The following is a 24130-nucleotide window of genomic DNA, read 5'->3' as shown; positions in this document are numbered from 1 at the left end:
GGGTCTGATGAGCGTTTCGCCTTGGCCCGACCGCTTGCTCACCCTTGAGGATTGGGACGCGCTCCCCGAGGACAAGTCGCATCGGTATGAGCTGGTCGAAGGAGTCTTGCTGGTGGCCCCAAGGCCGGCACCGAAGCACCAAGTGGCGATGGCGAACCTCCGGAGCTGCCTCAAGGAGCAATTGCCCTCGGGAATGGTGGCGGTCCAGGATGTCGATGTCGTGATCGACCCCGGGCCGCCGCTCTCGCTCCGTGCACCCGACGTCGTAGTGGTGCCGGCCGAGCGCTATTGGGAGCACCCGAGCCGGTTCAACCCCGATGACCTGCGACTGGCGGTGGAGATCGTGTCGCCGGGAACGGGCCGAACAGACCGCGTCTTCAAGCCGATCGAGTACGCCAAGGTCGGTATCCCGCATTACTGGGTGGTCGAGCTCGACGAGCCGGCCACGCTCATCGCTTACAGCCTGGTCGCCGGCAGGTACAAGCAGATCGCGCAGGGGATCGGAAAGGTCGAGATTCCCGAGCCCTTCCCGATCACCGTCGACCTCTCCACGCTGATCAACCCTTGAGCCGCAGCGCGTCCCACAGCGCGCGGACGTGGTGTTCCTTCGTCGACTCCGCGCCGATCGCCACGCGGACGGCGAACCGGCCGTTGACGACGGTGTGGGTGATGAAGGCGTCGCCGGCCGCGTTGACGCGGTCCATCGCCTCGCGGGTGGCCTCGTCGCCGGCGCGGTGGGCGATGGTCAGCAGGGAGAGCGAGCGGGGGACGACGAGTTCCCAGTCGTCGGACGCCTCGACCCACGATTCGAGCAGTGCCGCCAGCTCCACGTGGCCGCGCAGGTGTTCGCGCACGCCCTCCAGGCCGTACCAGCGCAGCACCGACCACAGCTTCAGCGCCCGGAACCGGCGGCCCAGCGGGATCTGCCAGTCGCGGTAGTCCACCACGGCCCCCGACTCGGTCGCCGTGTTGCGCAGGTACTCCGGGAGGATCGTCAGGGCGTCGACCAGCACGTCCGGGTGGGACGTCCAGAACAGGGACACGTCGAACGCCGTCAGCATCCACTTGTGGGCGTTCGCGGTGAACGAGTCGGCCTGGTCCACGCCGTCGAACAGGTCCCGGAACTCCGGGCACAGCGCCGCCGGGCCCGCCCACGCCGCGTCCACGTGCAGCCAGATCCCGTGCTCGGCGCACAACGCGGCGATCTCGCGCACCGGGTCGACCGCGCCCGTGCCCGTGGTGCCGACGGTCGCGCACACCATCACCGGCCGCCGACCCGCCTCCACGTCGGACCGGATGCGTGACGCCAGCGCGTCGACGCTCATCGCCAGCCGTGAGTCGACCTCGATCGCCCGCACGGCCTGCTCGCCGAGACCCGCCATCCGCGCCGCCCGTTCGAGCGACGAGTGCGTCTGCGACGACACGTACACCGTCTCGGCGCCGTCGACCCCGGACTGCCGCCACTTCCCGCCCGACGAGCGGTGCAGGGCGGCGAGCATCGCGACCAGCGCGGCGGACGACGCGGTGTCCTGGATGACACCGCCACCCACGAACGACGACGGCAGGCCCAGCGCGCCCACCAGCTCGTCCATCAGGTGCTGCTCGACCTCGGTCGCGGCGGGCGAGGTGGACCACAACATGCCCTGCACGCCCAGCCCGGACGACAGCAGGTCGCCGAGCACCGACGGCAGGGAGGCGTTCGACGGGAAGTAGGCGAAGAAGCCGGGGTGCTGCCAGTGCGTCGTGCCCGGCAGCACGACCCGGTCCAGGTCCGCGAGCAGGCCGTCGAACCCCTCGCCGCGCTCGGGCAGCCCGGCCAGCTGCCCCCGCACCCAGCCGGGCTCGACCGGCGACCTGACCGGGAAGTCCTCGACGCGCGAGCGGTAGTCGGCGATCCAGTCGATCACCTCGTGGCCGATCCGGCGGAACTCGTCAGGGTCCATGCGGGAAATCTATCCGCGTCAACTAGACGCGTCTCCTGCGGTGGGTCGGGCGCTGGTCGTCCGGCGGCGTCAGGGCCCGCGTCTCGACCCGCTCCAGCACCACCGAGCTGGTCAGGTTCCGCACCTCCGTGCGCGAGGCGATCTTGTCCATCAGGAACGCCTGCAGGTGCGTGCTGTCGGCGACCGCGATGTGCACCAGGAAGTCCGCCTGGCCGCTGACGTGGAACAACGACCGCGTCTCCGGCTGCGCCATCACGAACCGCCGGAACGCCGCCACCACCGGCCTGGTGTGCGGCCGCACGTTGACCGAGACGACGGCCTCCAGCGGCAGCCCGGTGGTCCGCGGGTCGACCACGGCGTGGAACCCGGTGATCACGCCGAGGTCGCGCAGCCGGCGCACGCGCTGCAGGCACGTCGACGGCGCGATGCCGACCGCCTCGGCCAGGCTGCGGTTCGGCAGCGTCGCGTCGTTCTGCAACGCCTCCAGGATCAGCCAGTCGACCGAATCCAGTTCGGCTGTTCCGCTCACAACCGAACACTGTAACCGTCAGGTGGAATGGACCCGAACGGATCGCCGAGGATGCGGCCGTGCACATCGCCTGGACCTCGTTCCTGCTCGCCCTCGTCGTGATCACCGTCGTGCCCGGCCCGGACTTCGTGCTGGTCACCGGCAACGCCGTGCGCGGCGTGCGGTACGGGGCGTTGACGGCGGCGGGCGTGGTCACCGGGCTGCTGGTGCACGCCCTGCTGGCCACGGTGGGGCTGTCCGCGCTGGTCGCGGCGGCGCCGGCGGCGTTGTTCGTGGTCAAGGCGGTGGGCGCGCTGTACCTGGTGCACCTGGGCATCGCCACGTTGCGGGCGGCGCGGCGCGGTGGGCCGATCCGGCGGGCGCCCAAGTCGGACCGGTCGCTGTTCCTGCGCGGCGTGCTGTGCGACCTGCTCAACCCGAAGGTGATGCTGACGTTCCTCAGCCTCGTGCCGCAGGCCATGGACCCGGCGTCGCCGCCGTTGCCGCAGGCCGCGCTGCTCTCGGCGGTGGCGGTGGGCGTGTTCGCGTGCTTCTGGGCCGTGGTGGTGCCGTTGGCGGGTCGGCTGTCGGCGCTGCTGTCCCGACCGAAGGTGCGGCCGGTGTTCGAGCGCCTGTGCGGCACCGCCCTGATCGGCATGGCCGCCTCCGTACTCGCCACATAACCGCCCCGCCCACCCGCGTGTCGAACCTTCAAGTCGCGCGTGTCGAACACTCAGGTCACGCGTGTCCTACGTTCGCGTCGCGCGTGTCCTACGTTCAGAACACCCGTGTTCAACGCTCAGAACACGGGCGACTGTTCTGAGCGTTGAACTCGGGGTACCGGAACGTAGGACACGCGCGTTCTGAACGTAGGACACGCGCGACCGCAAGGTTCGACACGCGCGTTCTGAACGTTCGACACGCGGGTGGTTAGGTGAGGGTCCACTTCTGGTTGGCGGCGCCCGTGCAGGTCCAGAGTTGGAGCCTGGTGCCGTCCGCGCTGGTGTTGCCCGTGACGTCGACGCACTTGCCGGTCGCCGGGTTCACCAGGTCGCGGCCGGAGGTGTAGGTCCACTGCTGGTTCGCGCCGCCCGCGCAGCTCCACAGCTGCAACTGCGCGCCGTCGGCCGTGCCGCGGTCCTTGATGTCGAGGCACTTGCCGAGCGCACGCAGCGTGCCGTCGCCGGGCCGCGACCACTGCTGCGCCGCGGTGCCGTTGCACGTGTACAGCTGCACGGCCGTGCCGTCCGCGCTGCTCGCGCCGGCGACGTCGACGCACTTGCCCGCCAAGCCGGTGATCGCGCCGCCGCCCGTGCCGCCCCCGTTGCCGGGCGTGCCCTGCCACGTGAACGTCGCCGAGGTGCGGGCGGGCAGGGTGTAGGTGAACGACTGGTTGCCCCAGTTCACCCGGACGGACTGGGACGACGTGCCGCCGTTGTGCGCGATCAGGGCCTTGGAGCCGTCCGGGTTGCGGTAGGCCACGTTCTGCACGGTGCCGTTGGCGGTCGAGTCGATCCGGTAAGCGCCCGGCCGGACGAACTTCGTCAGGTGACCGGTCGTGTAGTACTCGACGGTGTAGTCGACCTGGCCGGCCCGCGACCCACCCTCCTGCACGGTGATCAGACCGGTGCACGTGCCGCAGCCGCCGTTGTGCGGCCCCATGTCCTGGTTCAGCGCGAGGCTCCACTTCACCAGGCTGGAGCTCCAGTTGCGGGCGTAGTTGACGATGTCGGCCATGTCCTCGTTGTGCTGGTTCGAGATCCACGTGCCGCCGGAGTGCTCGGTGCTGAACTGCTTCACGTTCGGGTACTGGTTGCGCACCTGCGTGCCGACCGCCGGGTCGCCGAAGTAGCCGTGCCACGCGATGCCGCCGAACAGCGGGTCGTTGCGCACGCCCGCGTCGTTGAGCACGCCGGAGCCGAAGTTGGCGTAGTCGCCGTAGTTCCAGTCGTGCACCAGCACCTTGGTGTTGATGCCCGCCGCGCGGAACGCCGGGTAGAGGTTGTTCTTGGTGAACTCGACCAGGCCCGCCGGGTTCCAGCTCATGCCGGGGTAGTTCATCGCGGTCGGGTTGGAGGCCTGGCAGCAGTTCGGCTCGTTCTGCACGGACACGTAGTCGACCGGGATGCCCGCCGCTTGATAAGCCTGGACGTACTTCACGAAGTACTGGGCGTACATGGGGGCGTACTCCCACTTGAGCCAGCCCATCTGGTCCATCCGGCCGTTGTCCTTCATCCAGCCCGGCGCGCTCCACGGCACGCCCTTCACCCGCAGTTGCGGGTTGAGCTGCTTGGCCTGCTGCGTCAGCAGCCGCACGTTGGTGTCGTAGCCGTTCGCGCCCCAGTCGTTGAGGTCGCAGCACGTGTCGTCGAGCGAGACGTGGCCCGGGCGGGACAGGTCGGACGCGCCGATCGGGTTGCGCACGAACGAGAGGCCGATGCCGTCGACCGGGTGGAACAGCTTGCGCATCACCGCGTCCCGGGTCGCGGTCGAGACGGGACCGCCGCGCAGCAGGTAGGCGGTGGTGTCGGTGATCGACGCGCCGCCGCCCTCGAACTGCTGGTAGGTCGTGCCCTCGTTGACGGTGATGGTGTGGTTCGCGCTGCCGCCGTTGGAGTTGAACGCGATCGACGGCTGCTGCTGGAGGCCGCGGGTGACCGTGCGCCCGCCGCTGTCGGAGGTGGTGGTCAGGTACACGTTGACCGTCTCGCCGGCGGCCGCGGCCGGTTGCGAGGCGGCGAGGGCGGCTGCGACGGTGATCACGGCTATGCCGGCGCTGACGAAAGCCCGACGGTGGGAAGAGGGCACCCCGGACTCCTTTCACGACGTTGTGGGCAGGGGTCGACAGTCTGAAACAAACTGGAACATTTGTGGAACTTGTCCGCAGGTGAAAGGAAACAATGCTGCCGAACCCGTGTCAAGGTCGTGCATTCAGACCGGTGAATACCGGTAAATACCGTGAAACGCGGGAGCCTCAGGCGCGCGGCGCGGGCCCGGTGGACGCCCTGACCACGAGTTCCGTGGCCAGCTCGACGTGCAGCGCCTCCAGCTCGTGCCGGTCGAGCAGGCGCATCAGCAGGGTCACGGCCAGCCGGCCCATTTCCTGCAACGGCTGCCGCACGGTGGTCAGTTCCGGCCGCGTCGCGCGGCTCAGGTCGAGGTCGTCGAAACCGGCGACCGACACGTCGCGCGGCACGTCGAGGCCCAGCTCGCGGGCCGCGCGCAACGCGCCGACCGCCATCTTGTCGTTGAACGCGACCAGCGCCGTCGGCCGGTCCGCGAGGCCGAGCAGGTCACGGGCGACCAGGTGGCCGTTCTCCTCGGTCGGCTCGTCCACGTGCCGCAGCAGCTCCGCCGACGGCAGCACGCCGACGTCGGACAACGCCGCCGCGTACCCGGCGAGCCTGCCGTCGCTCGCCAGCCAGTCGCCGGGACCGCCGATGATCCCGATCCGCCGGTGGCCCAGCTCCACCAGGTGCGCCATGAGCCGCCGCGCGCCCGCGAAGTGCGCCGCCGACACCGACGCCACGTCGCGCGGCAGCTCGGTGCGCGGGTCGACCACCACGAACGGGAACCGGCGGTCCCGCAGCCGGACCAGCTCCTCGGCCGGCTCCGGCGGCAGGATCAGGATCGCGCCGCCCACGTCCGAGCGGGCCGCGAGCCCCGGCAGCACCGTCTCCCGCCGCGCCGACACGCCCGCGCTCAGCACGACCTGGCGGTGGTGCAGCGCCAGCGTCTCGGCGACGCTGGAGACGATCAGCCCGAAGTAGTCGGTGAGCAGGTACGGGCAGCGCACGTAGATCGGGCCGGCGGGCTTCGCGCCCCGCGCCCGCGGCGCCTCCGCGCCCAACCCGGCCACGGCTCGCAGCACCAGCTCGCGGGTGTGCTCGGCGACGTTGGCCTGGCCGTTGAGCACGCGCGACACCGTGGCGATGGAAAGCCCGGTCGCCCGCGCCACGTCCCGCACCGTCGCCCTGGCCATCCGCGCCCCCCGTTCCACTGCTGTTTCACGATGTTACAGGGGTGATCGACGCCGCAGTGCGCAACGGGCGCCCAGGGGTGCCGGACAGGTGCGCGCGGGCGCGGATTTCGGCAGGCTGTGCAGATGACCACCTCCGAGGCACCCGCGCGGATCGCCGTCACCGGGCTCGCCGTCATGGGCAGCAACCTGGCGCGCAACCTCGCCCGGCACGGCTACCGCGTCGCCGTGCACAACCGCAGCCACGCCCGCACCAAAGCGCTGATCGCCGACCACGGCCACGAAGGCGACTTCGTGCCCGCCGAGACGCTGGAAGAGCTCGTCGCGAGCCTCCAGACGCCACGCCAGATCATCATCATGGTCAAGGCGGGCGGCCCCACCGACGCCGTCATCGACGAGCTGGTGCCCCTGCTGGAGCCCGGCGACATGGTGATCGACGGCGGCAACGCCCACTACGCCGACACGCGCCGCCGCGAGACCGCGCTGAAGGAGGCCGGGCTGCACTTCGTCGGCGCGGGCATCTCCGGCGGCGAGGAGGGCGCGCTCAACGGCCCGTCGATCATGCCGGGCGGGTCGAAGGAGTCCTACCAGCACCTCGGGCCGGTGCTGGAGGACATCGCGGCCAAGGTCGACGGCGTGCCGTGCTGCGTGCACGTCGGGCCGGACGGCGCCGGGCACTTCGTGAAGATGGTGCACAACGGCATCGAGTACGCCGACATGCAGCTCATCGCCGAGGCCTACGACCTGCTGCACCGGGTCGGCGGCCTGGCGCCCGCCGACGTGGCCGAGGTGTTCCGCGGCTGGAACACCGGCGACCTGGAGTCCTACCTGGTGGAGATCACCGCCGAGGTGCTCGGCCACGTGGACGTCGAGTCCGGCGCCGCCCTGGTGGACGTGATCGCGGACGAGGCCGAGCAGAAGGGCACCGGCCGCTGGACCGTGCAGGAGGCGCTGGAGCTGGGCGTGCCGGTGACCGGCATCGCCGAGGCGGTGTTCGCGCGGTCGCTGTCCGGTCGGGCGGGCCAGCGGCAGGCGGTGCGGGAGGCGTTCGGGCCCGCCGAGGTCGCGGGCGGCGCGGACGACTCGCTGGTCGAGGACGTGCGGCAGGCGCTGTACGCGTCCAAGGTCGTGGCGTACGCGCAGGGCTTCGACCAGATGCGGGCGGCGAGCGCCGAGTACGGCTGGGACCTCGACCTGGGCGCGATGGCCACGATCTGGCGCGGCGGCTGCATCATCCGGGCCCGGTTCCTCGACCGCATCCGCGAGGCCTACGACAAGGCGCCGGAGCTGGCGTCGCTGCTCGTGGACGACTACTTCCGCGACGCGGTGAAGTCGGCCGAGGCGGCGTGGCGGCGGGTCGCGGTGAAGGCGGTGACCGCGGGCGTGCCCGCGCCCGGCTTCGTGTCCGCGCTGGCGTACTACGACGGGCTGCGCTCCGAGCGGCTGCCCGCGTCGCTGATCCAGGGCCTGCGCGACTTCTTCGGCGCGCACACCTACCGCCGCACCGACCGCGAGGGCAGCTTCCACACCCTCTGGTCGGGTGACAGGTCTCAAGTGGACGCCTGAGACCACCGGCCCGATCATGGCCGGGTGCGTGAACGCTTCCGCCGCAACCCCGTCACGGCCGGCTACCTGTCGGCCGTGGCGGTGCTCGCGCTGTTGACGCGGTTCGTGTTCGCCGACGGGATGTCGGCGCAGGTGCGGGAATCGCTGAGCACGAACGCGGCCAACCTCGCCGACCACCCGGTCAACGCGTTGCTGGGCAGCGCGTTCGTGCTCGACCCCGCCGGCGACGGCCTGGTGGCCACCGGTCTGGCCCTCGTCGGCGTGGCGGTCTGCCTCGGCGTGCTGGAACGCGAGGCCGGGCCCTGGCGCGCGGTGGCGGTCGTCCTCCTCGGACACGTCGGCGCGACGCTCGTGACGGCGTTCGTCATCTCTTCGGGTGTCTACCCGACCGACCTGACCCACGTGGTCGACGTCGGTCCCGGTTACGTGGCGTTCGCCGCGGCGGGCGGCATCACCGTGTTGGGGCCGGTGGTGCTGCGCGTGCCGTGGCCGGCGCTGCTCGTGGCGTACCCGTTGGCGAGCGCGGAGTGGTTCGGCGCGGCGCCCGAGTTCGCCGCGGTGGGCCAGGTCGCGGCCGTCCTCTTCGGACTGTGCGGCGGCACGGTCGCGGTCCGGCGCGCCTACGCGGCGGTCGGCCGGTAGGTCCGTCACCAGGGGTGACCACCGCGCTCGTGATCAACACGACCGGGTGGAACCGCTGTCAGACCTGACACTTCCTCAGTCATCATGGTGTGGACGCGACCTGTGCGACGCGGGCTGTGCCGACACGTTCCCCTGTGCCGACACGGAGGTGCCACCGTGGCGAACCCTCACCACCGCGCCGGGGCCGAGTTCCGACTCGACGCCTTCTGGCCGCGCCTGCTGCCGCCCTTAGCACGGCGCTAGGCACCCCTCTGCGATCGACGACACCCCGCGCGCCGCGCGGGGCGACGACCTCTCGCGCTCGAAAGGACCCGACATGAACCGACCGCGCCCCAACAAGTCCCACGCGGGCGAGCACACCACGGCAGGCCCTCCGGGCGGACTCGCGGCCGTGCTGCGGCACGACCTGCCCGCCTCCGTCGTGGTGTTCCTGATCGCCGTGCCGCTCTCGCTCGGCATCGCCGCCGCGACCGGCGCGCCGCTGATGGCCGGCCTGATCTCCGCCGTCGTGGGCGGTGTCGTGGCGGGCGCGTTGTCCGGCGCGCCGTTGCAGGTCAGCGGGCCCGCGGCGGGCATGGTGGTGATCACCGCGGGCCTCATCGCCGAGTACGGCTGGGCCGCGACGGCGGCCATCACGCTCGCCGCGGGCGCCGTGCAGATCGCGTTCGGCCTGTGCCGGCTCGGCCGGGTCGCGCTGTCCCTCTCGCCCGCCGTGGTGCACGGGATGCTCGCCGGCATCGGCTTGAGCATCGCGATCGGGCAGCTCGCCGTCGTCCTCGGCGGCACGGCGGCCACGTCCGTGTTCGACAACCTCGCCCGGCTGGTCACCACCGAGGTCCGGTGGCCCGCCCTGCTGGTCGGCGCGCTCGCCGTGGCGGCGCTCGTGCTGTGGCCGCGGGTGCCGCGCGCGTCGGTCGTGCCCGCGCCGCTGGTGGCCGTGCTGGTGGCGACGCTCGCCACGGTCGGGTTCGACGTGCCGCGGGTCGACCTGCCCGACGACCCGCTCGGCCAGGTCGTGCTGCCGCAGTTCCCGTCCGGCGGTTTCGGCGCGGTCGTGTTCGCGGTGCTGACCGTGGCCGTGGTGGCGAGCGTCGAGTCGATGCTGTCCGCGGTGGCGGTCGACAAGCTGCACGACGGGCCGCGCGCCGACCTCGACCGCGAGCTGGTCGCCCAGGGCACGGCCAACGCGGTCGCGGGCGCGCTCGGCGGGCTGCCGGTGACCGGCGTGATCGTGCGCAGCTCGACCAACGTCACCGCGGGCGCGCGCACCCGTGCGTCGACCGTGCTGCACGGCTTGTGGATCGCGGTGTTCGTGCTCGCGCTCGGCTGGGTGCTCGAGCTGATCCCGTTGGCGGCGTTGGGCGGCGTGCTGCTGGTGGTGGGCGCGCGGCTGGTCAGCGTGCGTCGGATGAGGGCGTTGTGGCGGCACGGCGAGTTCTCCGCGTACGCGGTCACCGCGGTGGGCGTGGTGGCGCTCGGGCTGGTGGAAGGCGTGCTGCTGGGTGTCGCGGCGGCGGCGCTGCGGTCGCTGCACCGGCTGACCCGGTCGTCGGTGCGGATCGAGCAGGAGCCGGACGGTGTGCGCGTGGTGATCCGCGGCTCGCTGGTGTTCCTGGGCGCCGGGCGGCTGGTGCGCGGGCTGCGCGCCATCCCGTTGGGGCAGCGCGTGGTGCTGGAGCTGCACATCGACTTCCTCGACCACGCCGCGTACGAGGTGATCGACGACTGGCGGGTCGGCTACGAGCGGCTGGGCGGCCACGTCGAGGTGGACGAGGTGCACGACACCTGGTTCAGCAAGGCCATGAAGGGGATACCCGCGCTGCGCAAGACGCCGCTGTCGCCGCTGCCGAGGTGGTTCGCGCCGTGGTCGCACTGGCAGCGCCACCGGCACGTCACCGTGCCCCGGCCGCGCGCGGACGCCGACCCGATGATCCGCGGCATGCGCGAGTTCGAGCGCAGCACCGCGCCGTTGGTCCGCCCGTTCCTGGCGGAGCTGGCCGCGCGAGGCCAACGCCCGCGCCAGCTGTTCATCACGTGTGCCGACTCCCGCGTGGTGCCCAACCTGATCACCACGAGCGGTCCGGGCGACCTGTTCTGCGTGCGCAACATCGGCAACCTGGTGCCGCTGGACGGCGACGACTCGATCGGCGCGGCGATCGAGTACGCGGTGGAGGTGCTGGCGGTCGAGACGATCGCGGTGTGCGGGCACTCGGACTGCGGCGCGATGAAGGCGGTGGTGCACGGCTCGACCCGGCCGGGCACGCAGCTGCACACGTGGCTCAAGGCGGTCGAGCCGAGCCTGATCCGGTTCCACGCGGGCGAGTCCGACCTGCCGGTGGTGGAACGGCTGTCGGTGGCGAACGTGGCGCAGCAGTTGGACAACCTGATGGCGTACCCGAGCGTGCGGGAGGCGGTGGCCACGCGGTCGCTGCGCCTGGTCGGCATGTACTTCGACATCTCGGCGGCGCGCGTGTACCTGGTGGACCCGGAGCGGGACGGCCTCGAGCCCGTCTGCGTCTGAGTTCACCACAGGGTGGTCGGCCCCCTCACCGGACCGACCACCCCGTGCCGAGCCTCGACGCCGAACCGGTCCCGGTCGGGGGCGCGGGGCCGGTTCTCCATCGGCTCGGATCGGGTCGGGCGGCGCTGGTGGGGCTCGATTGCGGGGGAGGCGCGTCGCCCGACCGGGCTGGGGCTAACCGACGCTGCGCAGGTGCTTGCGGTGGTTGCCGGACGGCTCGTCGCCGCCCACCGTCAGCGCCAGCTGCGCGCCGAGGTACGCCCGGCACGGCGAGGGCAGGCGGCGGCTCCAGCGGCGGGTGCGGCACGTGGGGCAGCGGCCGTGCTCGTCGGGCGTGTGCTCGTCCAGCAGCGCCTTGACCGCGGTCACCACCCTGGGCAGTTCGCAGCGGGCCAGCTCGACCGCCGTCTCGTCGTCGCCGGTCGACGCGAGGCGGACCAGCGTGGCCAGGTGTTCTCGGAGGGACCGGTCGAGCTGGCTGAAGACGGTGGTGGACACCTTCAGCGCTCCTTCCCTGGGGCGGTGTGCTCCACGCAGCCTGTTACCGCGTCCGGCCGTCTGCAAGTTGCAGTACACGAATGGATGACGTCACTTTGCTCCATCAGCGCCCGGCCACAGACTGGGCTGCGGCCCCCGGGTCGGGGCCGTCGACGAAAGGTGTCCGGATGCCACGGGGCAGCAGCCCGACGCTGCGCAAGCGACGGCTGGTCAGCGAGCTGCGGAGGCTGCGCGAGGCGGCCGACCTCACCATCGAGGACGTCGCGGAGCGGCTGGAGTGCTCGGCGTCCAAGATCAGCCGCATCGAGACCGGCCGCGTCGGCGTCACACCGCGCGACGTCCGCGACATGCTGTCGGCCTACGGCGCCGACCCGGCCACGGCCGAAGGGCTCGTGCAGCTGGCCCGTGACGCGCGGCGCCGGGCGTGGTGGGACGAGTTCGGCGACATCGCGCCCGGCCGCTACGTCGGGTTCGAGGCCGACGCCGAGTGGGTGCGCACCTACCAGGGCCTCATGGTGCCGGGGCTGCTCCAGTCCGAGGCGTACACCAGGGCGTTGATCCGGGCCGTGCTGCCGGACGCCGCGCCGGCCGAGGTGGACCGCCGGGTCGAGCTGCGCAAGGCGCGCCAGGCGCTGCTGCTGGCGGACGACCCGCTGTGCCTGCACGTGGTCGTGGACGAGGCAGCCTTGCGGAGGTTGGTAGGCGGCCCGGAGGTGATGGCCGAGCAGTTGGCGCGACTCAACGAGGTCGGAAAACTGCCGAATATCACTCTCCAGGTGGCCTCTTTCGAGGCGGGCGGTCACGCTGCGATGGACGGTCCGTTCGTCATCCTGTCGTTTCCCGATCAGTCGGATCCGGCCGTGGTATACATCGAAAGTCCGAAGGGCGACGTCTATTGGGAAGAGCCTTCGGACGTCGCCAGGTATGCCGACATGTTCGCACGGCTCAGCGCCGAATCGCTCGACCCGGATGCATCGTCCGCGCTGATCGGGCGGGTGGCGCGCGAGCTCGCCTGAATCCGAGGTGAACTGCCATGCAACGCCAGTGGCGCAAGAGCACGCGGTCGTCCGCGGGTGGTCCGGAGTGCGTGGAAATCGCGCTCGACCAGAACGGGGCCGGTGTGCGTGATTCGAAGGACCGGGCGCGCGGCGGGTTGGACTTCGGTTTCGCGCAGTGGTCCCGATTCGTCGGCGCCGCGAAGAACGGCGCATTCGACGCCCTCTGACCGCCGGTCCGTTCACCTCGGGGACGTGCCTTAGGGCGCGTCCCCGACTTTCGACCACCTTCCCGTACGACCATGGTCTGGCGGCCGGTCAGACCCCGGTCCGATGCGCCCGCCCGCGTGTTTGCGGTGGACTCCCCTTAGCCTGCACTCCGAGTGCTCGTCATGATCCACAGGGGGATACACCATGGCCTTGCTGACCGACGCCCTGGAGGGGCTCGCCGGTCTGCCGCAGCCCGCAGTGCTCGCGGTGACGGGCGGGTTGACGTTGGCGGAGTGCACGCTGGGCGTGGGCTTCATCGCGCCGGGCGAGAGCGCGTTGCTGCTGGCCGCCACGACGGTCACCAGCGTGCCCCGGTTCCTGGTCATGTGGCTGGTCGTGTCGGTGTGCGCGGTGGCGGGCGACAGCATCGGCTACCTCCTCGGCCGCCGGTACGGCGACCGGCTGCGGGACAGCAAGGTGGTGCGCAAGCTCGGCCAGGAGCACTGGGACAAGGCGGGGGCGCTGCTGCGCAAGCGTGGCGCGTGGGCGGTGTTCTTCGCCCGGTTCATGCCGGTGGTGCGGACCCTGGTGCCCGCGTCGGCGGGCGCGTCGAAGCTGGAGTACCGCCGGTTCCTGCCCGCGTCGATCGCGGGCGCGGTGAGCTGGTCGGCGCTGCACATCGGCATCGGCTCGGCCGCGGGCGCGTCGGCGAAGTACATCGAGTCGGTGTTCAACGGCGCGATGTGGGGCTTGATGGGCATCGCGGTCGTGGTCGGCGTCGTGGTGGTGCTGCGCCGGCGGCGCAAGGCGGCGAAGGCCGGCGAGCCGCGTGAGCTGGAGGAGGTCGCCTAGCCAGGAGGCACTGGGGACGGCCGCGGTCACCGGCCCTCTGATCGCCGTTGGGCGCTGGGGTCGGCCGGCGGAATGGTCGCTTGGCCTCGGGTTGGCCGCTGGGGTCGGGACCGGCCTGCGGACTGACCGCTCGGCCGCCCGCAGGCTGCCTGGGCCGAGACCAGCTGCTCGGCCTCCCGCCGGCCGCCTGCGCCGAGACCAGTTGCTCGGCCTGGTGCGGTCGCTTGACGGAGGCCGGCCGCTGGGCGTGATGCCGGCCGCCTGCCACCGGCCCGCACATCCCTGGTCCGCGCGTCGTTCGGCCCGCGCATAGTCGAAGGGGCCGCGTCCGGGGGTTCGGTCCCGGATGCGGCCCCTTCGACTGGGGGGAGGGCAATGGAGGTGGGTCATCCCCTACCGGATGACCCGTCTCCGGGTGGAGAAGGGGACGAGGGCGGGCCGGCGTTCCGCCGCCGCGGGCTGGATGCCCCTTGCACGCCGGCCTGCCCTCGTCGTTCAGGGAGAGCAGCGGATGTTCCGCTGTCTGGTCCAACCTGTCCCACCGGGGTTCGCCCTGTGTGGTTGATCGGACACGCTTAGCGTAAGAATGCGGCTACAGGACGACTGGAGCCGGACTGAAGTGATCTCCTAGGCTCCGTCTGGGGCTCAACGTTCGGTGAAGGATCGGTCGGTGGCAGACGGCGGCGGGGAGCGCTTGCGGTTCGAGGTGCTCGGCCTGCTCCGGGCGGTGCGCGGCGGCGGGGAGGTCGACCTCGGCGCCGCCAAGCAGCGTGCCGTGCTGGCGGTGCTGCTGCTGGCCCGCAACACGCCGGTCAGCCGCGACCAGATCATCGAGGCCGTCTGGGGCGACAACACGCCGACCAGCGCGGTCAACCTGGTGCAGACCTACGTGGCCGGGCTGCGCCGCGCGCTGGAGCCCAGCCGCGCCCGCCGCGCCCCGGCCGAGCTGCTGACCTCGGTCGGCGACGGCTACCTGCTCCGGGTCGACCCTCAGCAGGTGGACCTGGACGAGTTCGAGCGGGGCGTGGTGTCGGCGGCCCGGCTGCGCGCGTCCGGCGACCTGATCGCGGCGGCCACGGCGCTGGACGAGGCGCTCGGCCTGTGGCGCGGCGAGCCGCTCGGCGGTGTCGCGGGCCTGTTCGCCGAGGTGGAGCGCGGCCGGCTGGTCGAACGCAGGCTCGCGGTGCTGGAGGAACGGGCCGAGCTGCTGCTCCTGATCGGCCGCGGCGCGGAGCTGGTGCCGTCCCTGACCACCCTGGTCGGCGAACACCCCCTCCGGGAACGCGGGCACGGCCTGCTGATGCGCGCGCTGTGCCAGGCGGGACGGCAGGCCGAGGCGCTGGCCGTCTACCGCGAGGCACGCCGGGTGCTGGTGGAGGAGCTGGGCGTCGAGCCGGGCCCGGAGCTGCGCAAGCTCCAGCAGGCCGTGCTGGCGGGGGAGAACCCGGAACCCGAACGCCCGACCCGGCCGATGGCGGTGCGCCCGGTCGGCGAGTCCTCGCCCGCCATCACGCCCGCGCAGCTGCCGCGCGTCTCGGCGTCCCTGATCGGCCGTGACGACGAGCTGAAGCGCCTGGACGGCCTGCTGGCGTCCTACCCGGAGGGCGGGCTGGTCCTCGTCGTCACGGGCCCCGCCGGCGTCGGCAAGACCGCGCTGGCCCTGCACTGGGCGCAACGCGTGCGCGAGGACTTCCCGGACGGCCAGCTGTACGTCGACCTGCACGGCTACGACCCGAACCAGGAGCCGCTGGGCGCGGGCGAGGTGCTGAGCCGGTTCCTGCGCACGCTGGGCGTGCCGTCGCCGGACATCCCGGTCACGGTCGAGGAGCGGTCGGCGCTGTTCCGCACGCTCATCGCGGACCGCCGCATGGTGGTGATGCTGGACAACGCCCGCGGCTCGACCGAGCTGCTGCCGCTGCTGCCCGGACCGCCGTCGTGCGTGCTGGTGACGTCCCGCCGGCGGTTGGTCGGCCTGGTCGCGCACGCCGAGGCGCGGCTGGTCGAGCTGGACATGCTGGACCCGGACGCCTCGGTGGCCGTGGTGAGCCGGGTCGCCGGCCGGGACGCCACGGAGGCCGCCGCGCTGCGCAGGCTGGCCGTGCTGTGCGACGGGCTGCCCTTGGCGCTGCGGATCGCGGCGGCCCGGCTGGCGGTCGCGCCGACGTTGCGGGTGGCCGAACTCGTCGCCGAGCTGGACGACGAGCACGGCCGGCTGGCCGCCCTCGGCCTGGAGGACGAGGACTCGACGGTGCGCGCGGCGCTGGACGCGTCGCGGAGGGCCCTGTCGCCGCTGCCCGCGCGCCTGCTGGCGCTGCTCGGCCTGCACCCCGGCCCGGACGTGACGGCGTCCGTGGTGGCCGCCATGGCGCAGGTGCGGGTCGGTGACGCGCAGCGCGCGCTGGACGCGTTGACGGCGGCGAACCTGCTGTCGGTCAACGAGCCCGGCCGGTACGGGGCGCACGACCTGGTGCGCGTCTACATGCGGACGCTGGCCGCCGAGCTGCCCGCGCCCGAGCGGCACGAGGCGACCAGCCGGATGCTCGACTACTACCTGCACTGCGCGGACCTGGCCGACGGCCGGCTGCCGGTGACGCGCGGCAGCAGCGTGCGGGTCGCGCCCGAGCACGTGCCGGTGGAGGTGCCGAAGCTGACCGGCTCGCCGGAGGCGATCGCCTGGCTGGACGCCGAGCAGGGCAACATCATCGCCGCCGCCGAGCTGGCCGCCGCGCCCGGTTCGGACCCGAAGTGGCTGGTGCACGCCTGGCAGCTGCCGTACACGCTGTCCCGGTTCCTCTGGATGCGGGCGGACCGGACGACGTGGCTGCGCACCACGGAGGCCGCGCTGGAGGCGGCCACCACCCTCGGCGACCCCGAGGCGAGGTTCGTGATGCTGTTCAACCTGGGCATCGCGCTGGCCCAGTTCCAGCGGACGGACGAGTCCCTGGCCCGGCATCGCGAGGCGTTGGAGGTGGCGCGGGCGTCCGGCGACGTGAACGCGCAGGCCAGAGCCCTGACCACGGTCGCGGACATGCTGCAGTTCCGGGGCCGGGTCGACGAGTCGGAGGCCCTGTACCGGGAGGCGCTGGAGGTCAGCCGGGCGGCCGGTTCGCGGTGGGCCGAGGCGAACGCGCACCACAACCTCGGGCTGCTGCACCTGGCGTCGCGCCGCTACGACGAGGCGAAGGGCTGGCTGCGGGCGGCCGTGACGATGTACCGGGAGGTCGGCGAGCAGTGCGGTGAGTCGACCTGCCACACGGACCTCGCGATGGTGCTGCTGGAGTCGGGCGAGGGCGCGGAGGCCGTCACGTCGGCGCGCACGGCGCTGTCGGTCGCGTCGGCCGCGGCGAGCCCGTACCACCAGGCGGTGGCGCACGACCGGCTGGCCACGGTGTTCGACCGGCAGGGGCTGCCCGGCGCGGTGGCGCACTGGCAGCGGGCGCTGGCGCTGTTCACCGAGCTGGGCACCCCCGAGTCGGACCAGGTGCGGGAACGCCTGGCCCGCGCCCGCGCCACGACCACCGTCTGACCGCGAGCCGTACCCCTAGATGGTCTGGACCTATTGACAGAGAGGTCTAGACCTATTTACGGTTCGGGCGCTGCGTCGTGGCCGCCGCCTCGTGCAGGAGGTGTGCCGGTCGTGCCCAAGAGAACCAGGTTGTCGCCGCTCGTGGCGTTGTTCGCCGCGGTGGCCGGACTCGTCGTCGCCGTCGTGTCCCCGACGCCACCCAGTGCCGCCGCCGCGGGGGAGGAGTGCCGTCCCGACGGCCTCTACCAGACACCCGGCGTCGCCGTGCCGTACTGCTCCACCTACGACACCGAAGGCCGGGAGTCGTTGGGCGACAACCACTCCCGGCGGGTCATCGGCTACTTCACCAGTTGGCGCACGGGCCGCGACGGCGCGCCCGCCTACCTGGCGTCCGACATCCCGTGGACCAAGGTCACGCACCTCAACTACGCGTTCGCGCACATCGACGCGCAGAACCGGGTCTCGGTCGGCCCCGACGGGCCGGACAACCCCTCCACCGGCATGACGTGGCCGGGCGTCGAACCGGACCCGTCCCTGCCGTACAAGGGCCACTTCAACCTGCTGAACAAGTACAAGAAGCAGCACCCGAACGTGAAGACGATGATCTCGGTCGGCGGCTGGGCGGAGACCGGGGGCTTCTTCAACGCGGACGGCACGCGCAACGCGTCCGGCGGGTTCTACAAACTCGGCGCGCAGCCGCAGGCCACCGTGGACGCCTTCGCCGACTCCGCCGTGGACTTCATCCGGAAGTACGGCTTCAACGGCGTCGACATCGACTACGAGTACGCCACGTCGAACAACCACGCGGGCAACCCGGACGACTTCTGGATCGCCAACGCCAACCGCGGCACGCTGTGGGCCGGCTACGAGAAGATCATGAAGACGTTGCGGGAGAAGCTGGACCGCGCCTCGGCGCAGGACGGCAGGCACTACCTGCTCACCGCCGCCGTGCCCGCCTCGGGCTGGCTGCTGCGCGGGCAGGAGGCCTACCAGGTCACCCGCTACGTCGACTACCTGAACGTGATGAGCTACGACCTGCACGGGTCGTGGAACCACTTCGTCGGCCCGAACGCCGCGCTCTACGACGACGGCAAGGACGGCGAACTTGCAGCCGGCGGCGTCTACACCGCGCCGCAGTACGAGGGCATGGGCTACCTGAACACCGACTGGGCCTACCACTACTACCGCGGCGCGATGCAGGCCGGCCGGATCAACCTCGGCGTCCCGTTCTACAGCCGCGGCTGGCAGGGCGTCACCGGCGGCACGAACGGGCTGTGGGGCCGGGCCGCGTTGCCGGACCAGACGAAGTGCCCGCCCGGCACGGGTTCGAGCGTCGGCTCGACCACCCCGTGCGGCAACGGCGCGGTCGGCATCGACAACCTGTGGCACGACTCCACCGCCGGTGGCGCCGAGGTGCCTTCCGGCGTGAACCCGATGTGGCACGCCAAGAACCTGGAGAACGAGATCACGCCGGACTACCTGGCTCAGCACGGCCTCGACCCGGCCAACGACCCGACCGACCGGATCTCCGGCTCCTACAACAGGTTCTACGACAGCACGCTCACCTCGCCGTGGCTGTGGAACGCCGACAAGAAGGTGTTCCTGTCCACTGAGGACGAGCAGTCGATCGCCGCCAAGGCGAAGTACGTGGCGGACAAGGGCATCGGCGGCATCATGATCTGGGAGCTGGCGGGCGACTACCGCTTCGACAGCGCCAAGGGCCAGTACACCGTCGGCGACACCCTGCTCACCAAGATCAACGAGGGGCTGCGCGGCGCCGCGCCGTACGGTGCGCGCAAGGCCTCCGGCACCACGCCGAGCCAGGTGCTGAACGTGAGCGCCACCGTCTCCGGGTTCGCGCTCGGCGACAGCAACTACCCGATTACGCCCAAGCTGAAGCTGACCAACAACTCGACCACCACCCTGCCGGGCGGCACGAAGATCGAGTTCGACTACGGCACCAGCGCGCCGGGCAGCATGGCCGACCAGTCCGGCTTCGGGCTCCGGGTCACCGCCAAGGGCCATTCCGGCAGCAACGTCGGCGGCCTCAAGGGCGACTTCCAGCACGTCGAGCTGACGTTGCCGACCTGGCAGTCGCTCGCGCCCGGCGCGTCGGTGGACGTCGCGCTGAGCTACCAGCTGCCGATCGCGTCGCCGTCCAACGTCAAGCTCACGTTCGGCGGCCAGTCCTACGCCATCGCCTCCGACCACCCGCGCGGTGGCGGCGACACGGGCACGACCACCAGCACCACCACGACCACCACGACGACCACGACGACCGACCAGCCGAGCTGCACCGTGCCCGCGTGGGACCGCGCGAAGGTCTACAACGGCGGCAACGAGGTCTCCCACCGGGGCAAGCGCTGGCAGGCCAAGTGGTGGACGCAGGGCGAGGAGCCGGGCACGACCGGCGAGTGGGGCGTCTGGCGCGACCTGGGCGCCTGCTGAGGGGCGCCTGACGTGCTCTGACGTGCGCCTGAGGCATCCCTTACCCGCCGTCTGCCACCCCTTACGGCGGCGGGTAAGGGGACCAACGCCGCAACCCACGTGAACGACGGATGCCCGCGCCTCCGCCTCAGGACGACTCTTCGTGTCACCAGAGAGAAGCGAAACGACACGAGGAGCAAGTCATGGAGTGGACGCCCGAGTCCTTGAAGGCGGAGATCGACTACCGGCAGGCCGCGCTGCGCGCGGACGCGGCGCACTACCGCGTCGGCCGGCAGGCGCACCCGGCGCGGCGGTCGTGGTGGCGGCGGCTCGGCCACCGTCCCGGTCCGGACGTGCCCGGTGCGGGGAATGGCCACCGCGACGCGGCCTGAGGTGTGACAGCATGCCTGGTGTGGCACGCCTCGGTTCCGGAATCCCCTTGGTGGCGCGTAGCCGGGAGATGACCAGGCTGCGCGCCGCCCTCGACGACGCCGCGCGCGGCCAGGCGGGCGCGATCCTGCTCGCCGGCGACGCGGGCGTCGGCAAGACCCGGCTGGTGGACGAGCTGTCCGCCACGGCGGGTGACGCGCTCGTGCTCAACGGCCGCTGCCTGGACGTCGGCGAGACCGGCCTGCCGTACCTGCCCTTCACCGAGGCGTTGGGTCAGGTGCGGCAGGCCGGTCTGCTCGACGTCGCGGCCCGGCCCGCGCTGGGCCTGCTGCTGCCCGAACTGGCGCTGCCCGCGGGCCACGACGGCAGCACGTCCGTCTCCGGCCTGCCGTCGCACCTGGTGGGCCGCCGTCCCGAGCAGGACGTCGGCCAGCTCCAGCTGTTCGACGCGGTGCACGGCCTGCTCGGCGAGCTGGCCGCGGAACGGCCCGTGCTGCTGGTGCTGGAGGACCTGCACTGGGCCGACGCCTCCACCCGCTACCTGCTGTCGTTCCTGCTCTCCCGGCTGCGCGCGCAGCGGCTGCTCGTGGTCGGCACCTACCGGTCCGACGACCTGCACCGCAGCCACCCGCTGCGCCCCCTGCTCAACGAGCTGGTGCGGCTGCCCGCCGTGCAGCGGCTCGACCTGACCCCGTTGAGCGCGATCGACGCGCGCTCGTTCGTCGCGGCGCTGTCCGACGACCTGTCCGACGAGGTGCTGCTGGAGGTCGCCGAGCGCTCGGACGGCAACCCGTTCTTCGCCGAGGAGCTGATCGCGGTCGCCTGCTGCGGTGACCGCGAGGTGCCGTGGACGCTGGCCGAGGTGCTGCTGGCCCGCATCGAAGGGCTCTCCCCGGACGCGCAGCGCGTGGTGCGGGTCGCGTCGGTCGGCGGCCGGTCCGTGCGCCACGACCTGCTGCGCGACGTGGCCGGGATGGACGACGTCGGCCTCGACGGCGTGCTGCGGGAGGCCGTGCAGCACCACGTGCTGGTGGTCGACGGCGCCGAGGTGTACACGTTCCGGCACGCGTTGCTGCGCGAGGCCGTCTACAACGACCTGCTGCCCGGCGAACGCGTGCGGCTGCACTCCGCGTACGCGGACCGGCTCGCGTCGTCCGGCGACCGGGGCGCCGCCGCCGCGCTGGCCCACCACAGCCTGGAGTCCCACGACTTGGCCCGTGCGCTGCGGGCGTCGGTCGACGCGGGGCAGGAGGCGCAGGCCGCGGGCGCGCCCGCCGAGTCGCTGCGGCACCTGGAGCAGGCGCTGAAGCTGTGGCACGCGGTGCCCGCCGACCAGCGGCCACCCGGCCTGACCGAGCTGTCGCTGCTGCGCAGCGCGTCCTGGGCGGCGGGCACGGCGGGCCAGCCCGAGCGGGCCATCGCGTTCGCCCGCACCGGCACCACCGTCGTGGACGAGTCCGACCCCGAAGAGGCCGCCGTGATGTGGCGGCGCTTCGCGCAGGCGTTGCAGGTGCTCGACGGCACCGAGGACGAGAAGTACCACGCGGTGGAGGAGGCGTGGCGGCTCGTCCGGGACCGGCCCGCCAGCCCCGCCCGCGCGTGGGTGCTGGCGGTGTGGGCGGCGGCGCTGCGGCACGACCGCAAGTACGTCGAGGCACGGGAGCGCGCCGAGATGGCGGTGGCGGACGGCCGTGCGGTGCGCGCGGAGTCGGCCGTGGCGGACGCGTTGACCACGTTGGGCCTGCTCGACGAGCCCGAGGGGCAGGTGTCGCGGGCGCGCGAGCACCTGACGGACGCGGTGGCGTGCGCGATGGAGGCCGACGCGGTCAGCACCGAGCTGCGGGCCCGGTACTTCCTCGGCCTGCACCACTACGACCTCGGCGAGCTGGACGAGGCCGGGCGGGTGTTCGACGAGGGCGTGGCGCGGGCCAAGGCGACCGGCCTGACGTGGAGCTCGTTCGGCTTGGAGCTGCGCATCCTCCAGGTGCTGACCAAGTACTACCGCGGCGAGTGGGACGGCGCGGCGACCGCCGCCGAACCGCCCGGCCTGCGGGTCTCCAGCACGGTGTCGGCGCGGCTGGCCGCGGCGGGCACGCACGTCGCGGTCAGCCGGGGCGAGTTCGACCAGGCCGAGCGGATGATCCGGGAGCTGCGCGCGGACTGGCACCGCGACCTCCAGATCGCTTTGATCACCGGCGGCACGGGCGCGGAGCTGGCGTTGTGGCGCGGTCAGCCGGAGCTGGCCGTGGACCGGGTCGCGGACGCGATCAGCTGGTCGCGCAAGGACGGCGAGTGGATGCTGGCCGGCATCCGGCTGGCCGCCCTCGGCGTGGCGGGGCACGTGGAGATCGCCGTGCGGGCCCGGCGGCGCAAGGACCGTGCGGCGGAGGAGCAGGCCGTGCGGGAGGGCCGGGAGCTGGCGGAGTACGCGCGCACGACGGCCGAGATGGGCATGCCGCGCACCGGCGTGCTCGGTCCTGAGGGCCAGGCGTGGCTGCTGCGCGTGGCGGCCGAGGAGTCGCGGTTGACCGGAGCGGGTGACCCGGAGCGGTGGCGGAGCGTGGTCGACGCCTTCGGGTTCGGGTCGGTGTTCGAGCAGGCCGTGTGCCGGTGGCGGTTGGCCGAGGCGCTGCTGGGCGCGGACCGGCGTGACGAGGCGGCGGCGGAGTTGCGGCTGGCCAGCGCGGTGGCCGACGAGCTGGGCGCGGCGCCGTTGCGCGAGGCGCTCGACCTGGTCGCCCGGCGGGCCCGGGTGGCGTTGCGCGACGTCGGGCCGCGTGACCGGGTGGACCCGTTCACGCCGCGTGAGCGTTCCGTGCTGGAGCTGGTCGCGCAGGGCCGCACGAACCGCCAGGTCGGCGAGGAGCTCTACATCTCGGAGAAAACCGTCAGCGTGCACCTGAGCCGGATCATGGCCAAGCTCGGCGCGAGCCGGCGTGCCGAGGCCGTCGCCAACGCCTTCGACCGCGGCCTGCTGGACCTCCCCGACCCCACCTGACCCCGCGTGTCCTACCTCCAGAACGCGAGAGTCCTACGTTCGCGTCGCGTGAGTCCTACGTCCAGAACGCGAGAGTCCTACGTTCAGGCACCCTGAGTTCAACGCTCAGGACAGCGTGCCCTCTCGTGAGCGTTGAATTCACGTGCTCTGAACGTAGGACTCTCGAGGCGTGAGCGTTGGACTCTCGGAGTCAGACCTCGGGACTACTGGGGGTCATCCCGCCGGTTGACCCACGGTTCCGCCGTCGAGGTGACGCCTGCCGACGTGCGTGCCCCATAGCTTTCTCGACGTCAGCGAGACCCGAGGAATTGAGGGAGCATGTCCGCACTGGTGTCCGACGTCGGAACCCGCACCGCTGTAGCCGCCGCGAACCTGGTGAAGGTGTACGGCAAGGGCGACACCGCCGTGCGGGCGCTCGACGGTGTCAGCGTCTCGTTCGCGGCGGGCAGGTTCACCGCCATCATGGGGCCGTCCGGGTCCGGCAAGTCCACGCTCATGCACTGCCTGGCCGGGCTGGACAACGTCGACGGCGGCAGCGTGGACATCGGCGGCACGGAGATCACCTCGTTGGGCGACAAGGAGCTGACCAGGCTCCGCCGCGACCGGGTCGGGTTCGTCTTCCAGGCGTTCAACCTGCTGCCCACGCTCACCGCCGAGGCCAACATCCTGCTCGGCCTGGAGCTTGCGGGCCGCAAGCCCGACCGCGAGTGGTTCGACACCATCGTGGACGTGCTGGGCCTGCGCGACCGGCTCAAGCACAAGCCGACCGAGCTGTCCGGCGGCCAGCAGCAGCGCGTGGCCTGCGCCCGCGCCCTGGTCGCCCGGCCCGACGTGGTGTTCGCCGACGAGCCCACCGGCAACCTCGACTCGCGCTCCGGCGCCGAGGTGCTCGACTTCCTGCGCATGTCCGTGCGCAAGCTCGGCCAGACGGTGATCATGGTGACGCACGACCCGGTCGCCGCGTCCTACGCCGACCGCGTGGTCCTGATGGCCGACGGCCGGCTCGCCGGCGAGATCGACAGCCCGACCGCCGACTCCGTGCTGTCCGCCCTCAAGCACCTGGGGGCGTGACCTG

The 24130-nt window shown here is 72.2% G+C and carries 18 protein-coding genes; 13 read left to right on the top strand and 5 right to left on the bottom strand.

Annotated elements, in window-relative coordinates:
- Window positions 1–7 precede the first annotated feature (7 nt).
- Window positions 8–568 (top strand): Uma2 family endonuclease, encoded by a 561-nt coding sequence (locus ADK67_RS06510; protein WP_063797522.1) that lies wholly within the window; start codon window positions 8–10, stop codon window positions 566–568.
- Here ADK67_RS06510 and ADK67_RS06505 read toward each other — a convergent pair.
- Both ADK67_RS06505 and ADK67_RS06500 read right to left on the bottom strand, forming a co-directional pair.
- Entirely contained in the window at window positions 558–1943 is a 1386-nt protein-coding gene (locus tag ADK67_RS06505; protein ID WP_053715472.1) for a pyridoxal phosphate-dependent decarboxylase family protein, read from the bottom strand. The two genes, ADK67_RS06510 and ADK67_RS06505, sit on opposite strands and share 11 nt — an antisense overlap.
- Window positions 1944–1965: 22 nt before the next feature.
- Complete coding sequence (locus ADK67_RS06500; protein WP_053715471.1) at window positions 1966–2472, bottom strand: Lrp/AsnC family transcriptional regulator; 507 nt, start codon at window positions 2470–2472, stop codon at window positions 1966–1968.
- Window positions 2473–2531: 59 nt separating this feature from the next.
- Between ADK67_RS06500 and ADK67_RS06495 the strand changes: the two genes are divergently transcribed.
- On the top strand, window positions 2532–3134 hold the full coding sequence (locus ADK67_RS06495) for a LysE family translocator (RefSeq protein ID WP_053715470.1): 603 nt from the start codon (window positions 2532–2534) through the stop codon (window positions 3132–3134).
- A 247-nt stretch (window positions 3135–3381) separates the two neighbouring features.
- On the opposite strand, the gene ADK67_RS06490 is transcribed toward ADK67_RS06495, so the two are convergent.
- A complete protein-coding gene (locus tag ADK67_RS06490; protein ID WP_053715469.1) occupies window positions 3382–5259 on the bottom strand; it encodes a ricin-type beta-trefoil lectin domain protein in 1878 nt (625 codons plus the stop codon).
- 166 nt (window positions 5260–5425) lie between these two features.
- On the bottom strand, window positions 5426–6433 hold the full coding sequence (locus ADK67_RS06485; RefSeq protein WP_053715468.1) for a LacI family DNA-binding transcriptional regulator: 1008 nt from the start codon (window positions 6431–6433) through the stop codon (window positions 5426–5428).
- 123 nt (window positions 6434–6556) lie between these two features.
- Between ADK67_RS06485 and gndA the strand changes: the two genes are divergently transcribed.
- From gndA to ADK67_RS06470, 3 genes are all read left to right on the top strand, one after another.
- Window positions 6557–7996 carry an NADP-dependent phosphogluconate dehydrogenase gene (gene gndA, locus ADK67_RS06480; protein WP_053715553.1) on the top strand — a complete coding sequence of 480 codons (1440 nt, stop codon included), beginning with the start codon at window positions 6557–6559 and terminating at the stop codon, window positions 7994–7996.
- Between the two features lie 24 nt (window positions 7997–8020).
- Window positions 8021–8638, top strand: coding sequence for a rhomboid-like protein (locus ADK67_RS06475; protein WP_053715467.1), 618 nt, complete (start codon window positions 8021–8023; stop codon window positions 8636–8638).
- Window positions 8639–8954: 316 nt separating this feature from the next.
- Window positions 8955–11159 carry a SulP family inorganic anion transporter gene (locus ADK67_RS06470; RefSeq protein WP_053715466.1) on the top strand — a complete coding sequence of 735 codons (2205 nt, stop codon included), beginning with the start codon at window positions 8955–8957 and terminating at the stop codon, window positions 11157–11159.
- Between the two features lie 174 nt (window positions 11160–11333).
- On the opposite strand, the gene ADK67_RS06465 is transcribed toward ADK67_RS06470, so the two are convergent.
- Window positions 11334–11657 (bottom strand): hypothetical protein, encoded by a 324-nt coding sequence (locus ADK67_RS06465; protein WP_053715465.1) that lies wholly within the window; start codon window positions 11655–11657, stop codon window positions 11334–11336.
- Window positions 11658–11824: 167 nt separating this feature from the next.
- Between ADK67_RS06465 and ADK67_RS06460 the strand changes: the two genes are divergently transcribed.
- The 8 genes from ADK67_RS06460 to ADK67_RS06425 all read left to right on the top strand — a co-directional run bounded on the left by ADK67_RS06460 (window position 11825) and on the right by ADK67_RS06425 (window position 24126).
- Window positions 11825–12673: a helix-turn-helix domain-containing protein gene (locus tag ADK67_RS06460; protein ID WP_053715464.1), complete on the top strand. Its 849-nt coding sequence runs from the start codon at window positions 11825–11827 to the stop codon at window positions 12671–12673.
- Window positions 12674–12690: 17 nt separating this feature from the next.
- Window positions 12691–12882 (top strand): DUF397 domain-containing protein, encoded by a 192-nt coding sequence (locus ADK67_RS06455; RefSeq protein WP_053715463.1) that lies wholly within the window; start codon window positions 12691–12693, stop codon window positions 12880–12882.
- A 184-nt stretch (window positions 12883–13066) separates the two neighbouring features.
- Window positions 13067–13714, top strand: coding sequence for a DedA family protein (locus ADK67_RS06450; RefSeq protein WP_053715462.1), 648 nt, complete (start codon window positions 13067–13069; stop codon window positions 13712–13714).
- A 670-nt stretch (window positions 13715–14384) separates the two neighbouring features.
- On the top strand, window positions 14385–17240 hold the full coding sequence (locus tag ADK67_RS06445) for an AfsR/SARP family transcriptional regulator (protein WP_231648045.1): 2856 nt from the start codon (window positions 14385–14387) through the stop codon (window positions 17238–17240).
- Window positions 17241–17351: 111 nt separating this feature from the next.
- Window positions 17352–19688 carry a chitinase C-terminal domain-containing protein gene (locus ADK67_RS06440; protein ID WP_053715552.1) on the top strand — a complete coding sequence of 779 codons (2337 nt, stop codon included), beginning with the start codon at window positions 17352–17354 and terminating at the stop codon, window positions 19686–19688.
- A 182-nt stretch (window positions 19689–19870) separates the two neighbouring features.
- On the top strand, window positions 19871–20059 hold the full coding sequence (locus tag ADK67_RS06435; protein ID WP_053715460.1) for a hypothetical protein: 189 nt from the start codon (window positions 19871–19873) through the stop codon (window positions 20057–20059).
- An 11-nt stretch (window positions 20060–20070) separates the two neighbouring features.
- Entirely contained in the window at window positions 20071–23055 is a 2985-nt protein-coding gene (locus ADK67_RS06430; protein WP_053715459.1) for a helix-turn-helix transcriptional regulator, read from the top strand.
- A gap of 318 nt (window positions 23056–23373) precedes the next feature.
- The gene (locus tag ADK67_RS06425; protein WP_053715458.1) at window positions 23374–24126 is read left to right on the top strand and encodes an ABC transporter ATP-binding protein; all 753 of its coding nucleotides are present in this window, start codon (window positions 23374–23376) and stop codon (window positions 24124–24126) included.
- The last annotated feature ends 4 nt before the right edge of the window (window positions 24127–24130 follow it).

The organism is Saccharothrix sp. NRRL B-16348 (assembly GCF_001280085.1).
Lineage (GTDB): Bacteria > Actinomycetota > Actinomycetes > Mycobacteriales > Pseudonocardiaceae > Actinosynnema.
The sequence above is the reverse complement of the archived record's forward strand: the minus strand, read 5'-3'. Positions and strand labels throughout refer to the sequence as shown.

What these genes read in the sequence shown, in the direction of transcription:
- ADK67_RS06510 (WP_063797522.1), top strand. Translation starts at nt 8, where the DNA reads ATGAGCGTTTCGCCTTGGCCCGACCGCTTGCTCACCCTTGAGGATTGG.
- ADK67_RS06505 (WP_053715472.1), bottom strand. Translation starts at nt 1,943, where the DNA reads ATGGACCCTGACGAGTTCCGCCGGATCGGCCACGAGGTGATCGACTGG.
- ADK67_RS06485 (WP_053715468.1), bottom strand. Translation starts at nt 6,433, where the DNA reads ATGGCCAGGGCGACGGTGCGGGACGTGGCGCGGGCGACCGGGCTTTCC.
- gndA (WP_053715553.1), top strand. Translation starts at nt 6,557, where the DNA reads ATGACCACCTCCGAGGCACCCGCGCGGATCGCCGTCACCGGGCTCGCC.
- ADK67_RS06470 (WP_053715466.1), top strand. Translation starts at nt 8,955, where the DNA reads ATGAACCGACCGCGCCCCAACAAGTCCCACGCGGGCGAGCACACCACG.
- ADK67_RS06460 (WP_053715464.1), top strand. Translation starts at nt 11,825, where the DNA reads ATGCCACGGGGCAGCAGCCCGACGCTGCGCAAGCGACGGCTGGTCAGC.
- ADK67_RS06455 (WP_053715463.1), top strand. Translation starts at nt 12,691, where the DNA reads ATGCAACGCCAGTGGCGCAAGAGCACGCGGTCGTCCGCGGGTGGTCCG.
- ADK67_RS06450 (WP_053715462.1), top strand. Translation starts at nt 13,067, where the DNA reads ATGGCCTTGCTGACCGACGCCCTGGAGGGGCTCGCCGGTCTGCCGCAG.
- ADK67_RS06435 (WP_053715460.1), top strand. Translation starts at nt 19,871, where the DNA reads ATGGAGTGGACGCCCGAGTCCTTGAAGGCGGAGATCGACTACCGGCAG.
- ADK67_RS06430 (WP_053715459.1), top strand. Translation starts at nt 20,071, where the DNA reads ATGCCTGGTGTGGCACGCCTCGGTTCCGGAATCCCCTTGGTGGCGCGT.
- ADK67_RS06425 (WP_053715458.1), top strand. Translation starts at nt 23,374, where the DNA reads ATGTCCGCACTGGTGTCCGACGTCGGAACCCGCACCGCTGTAGCCGCC.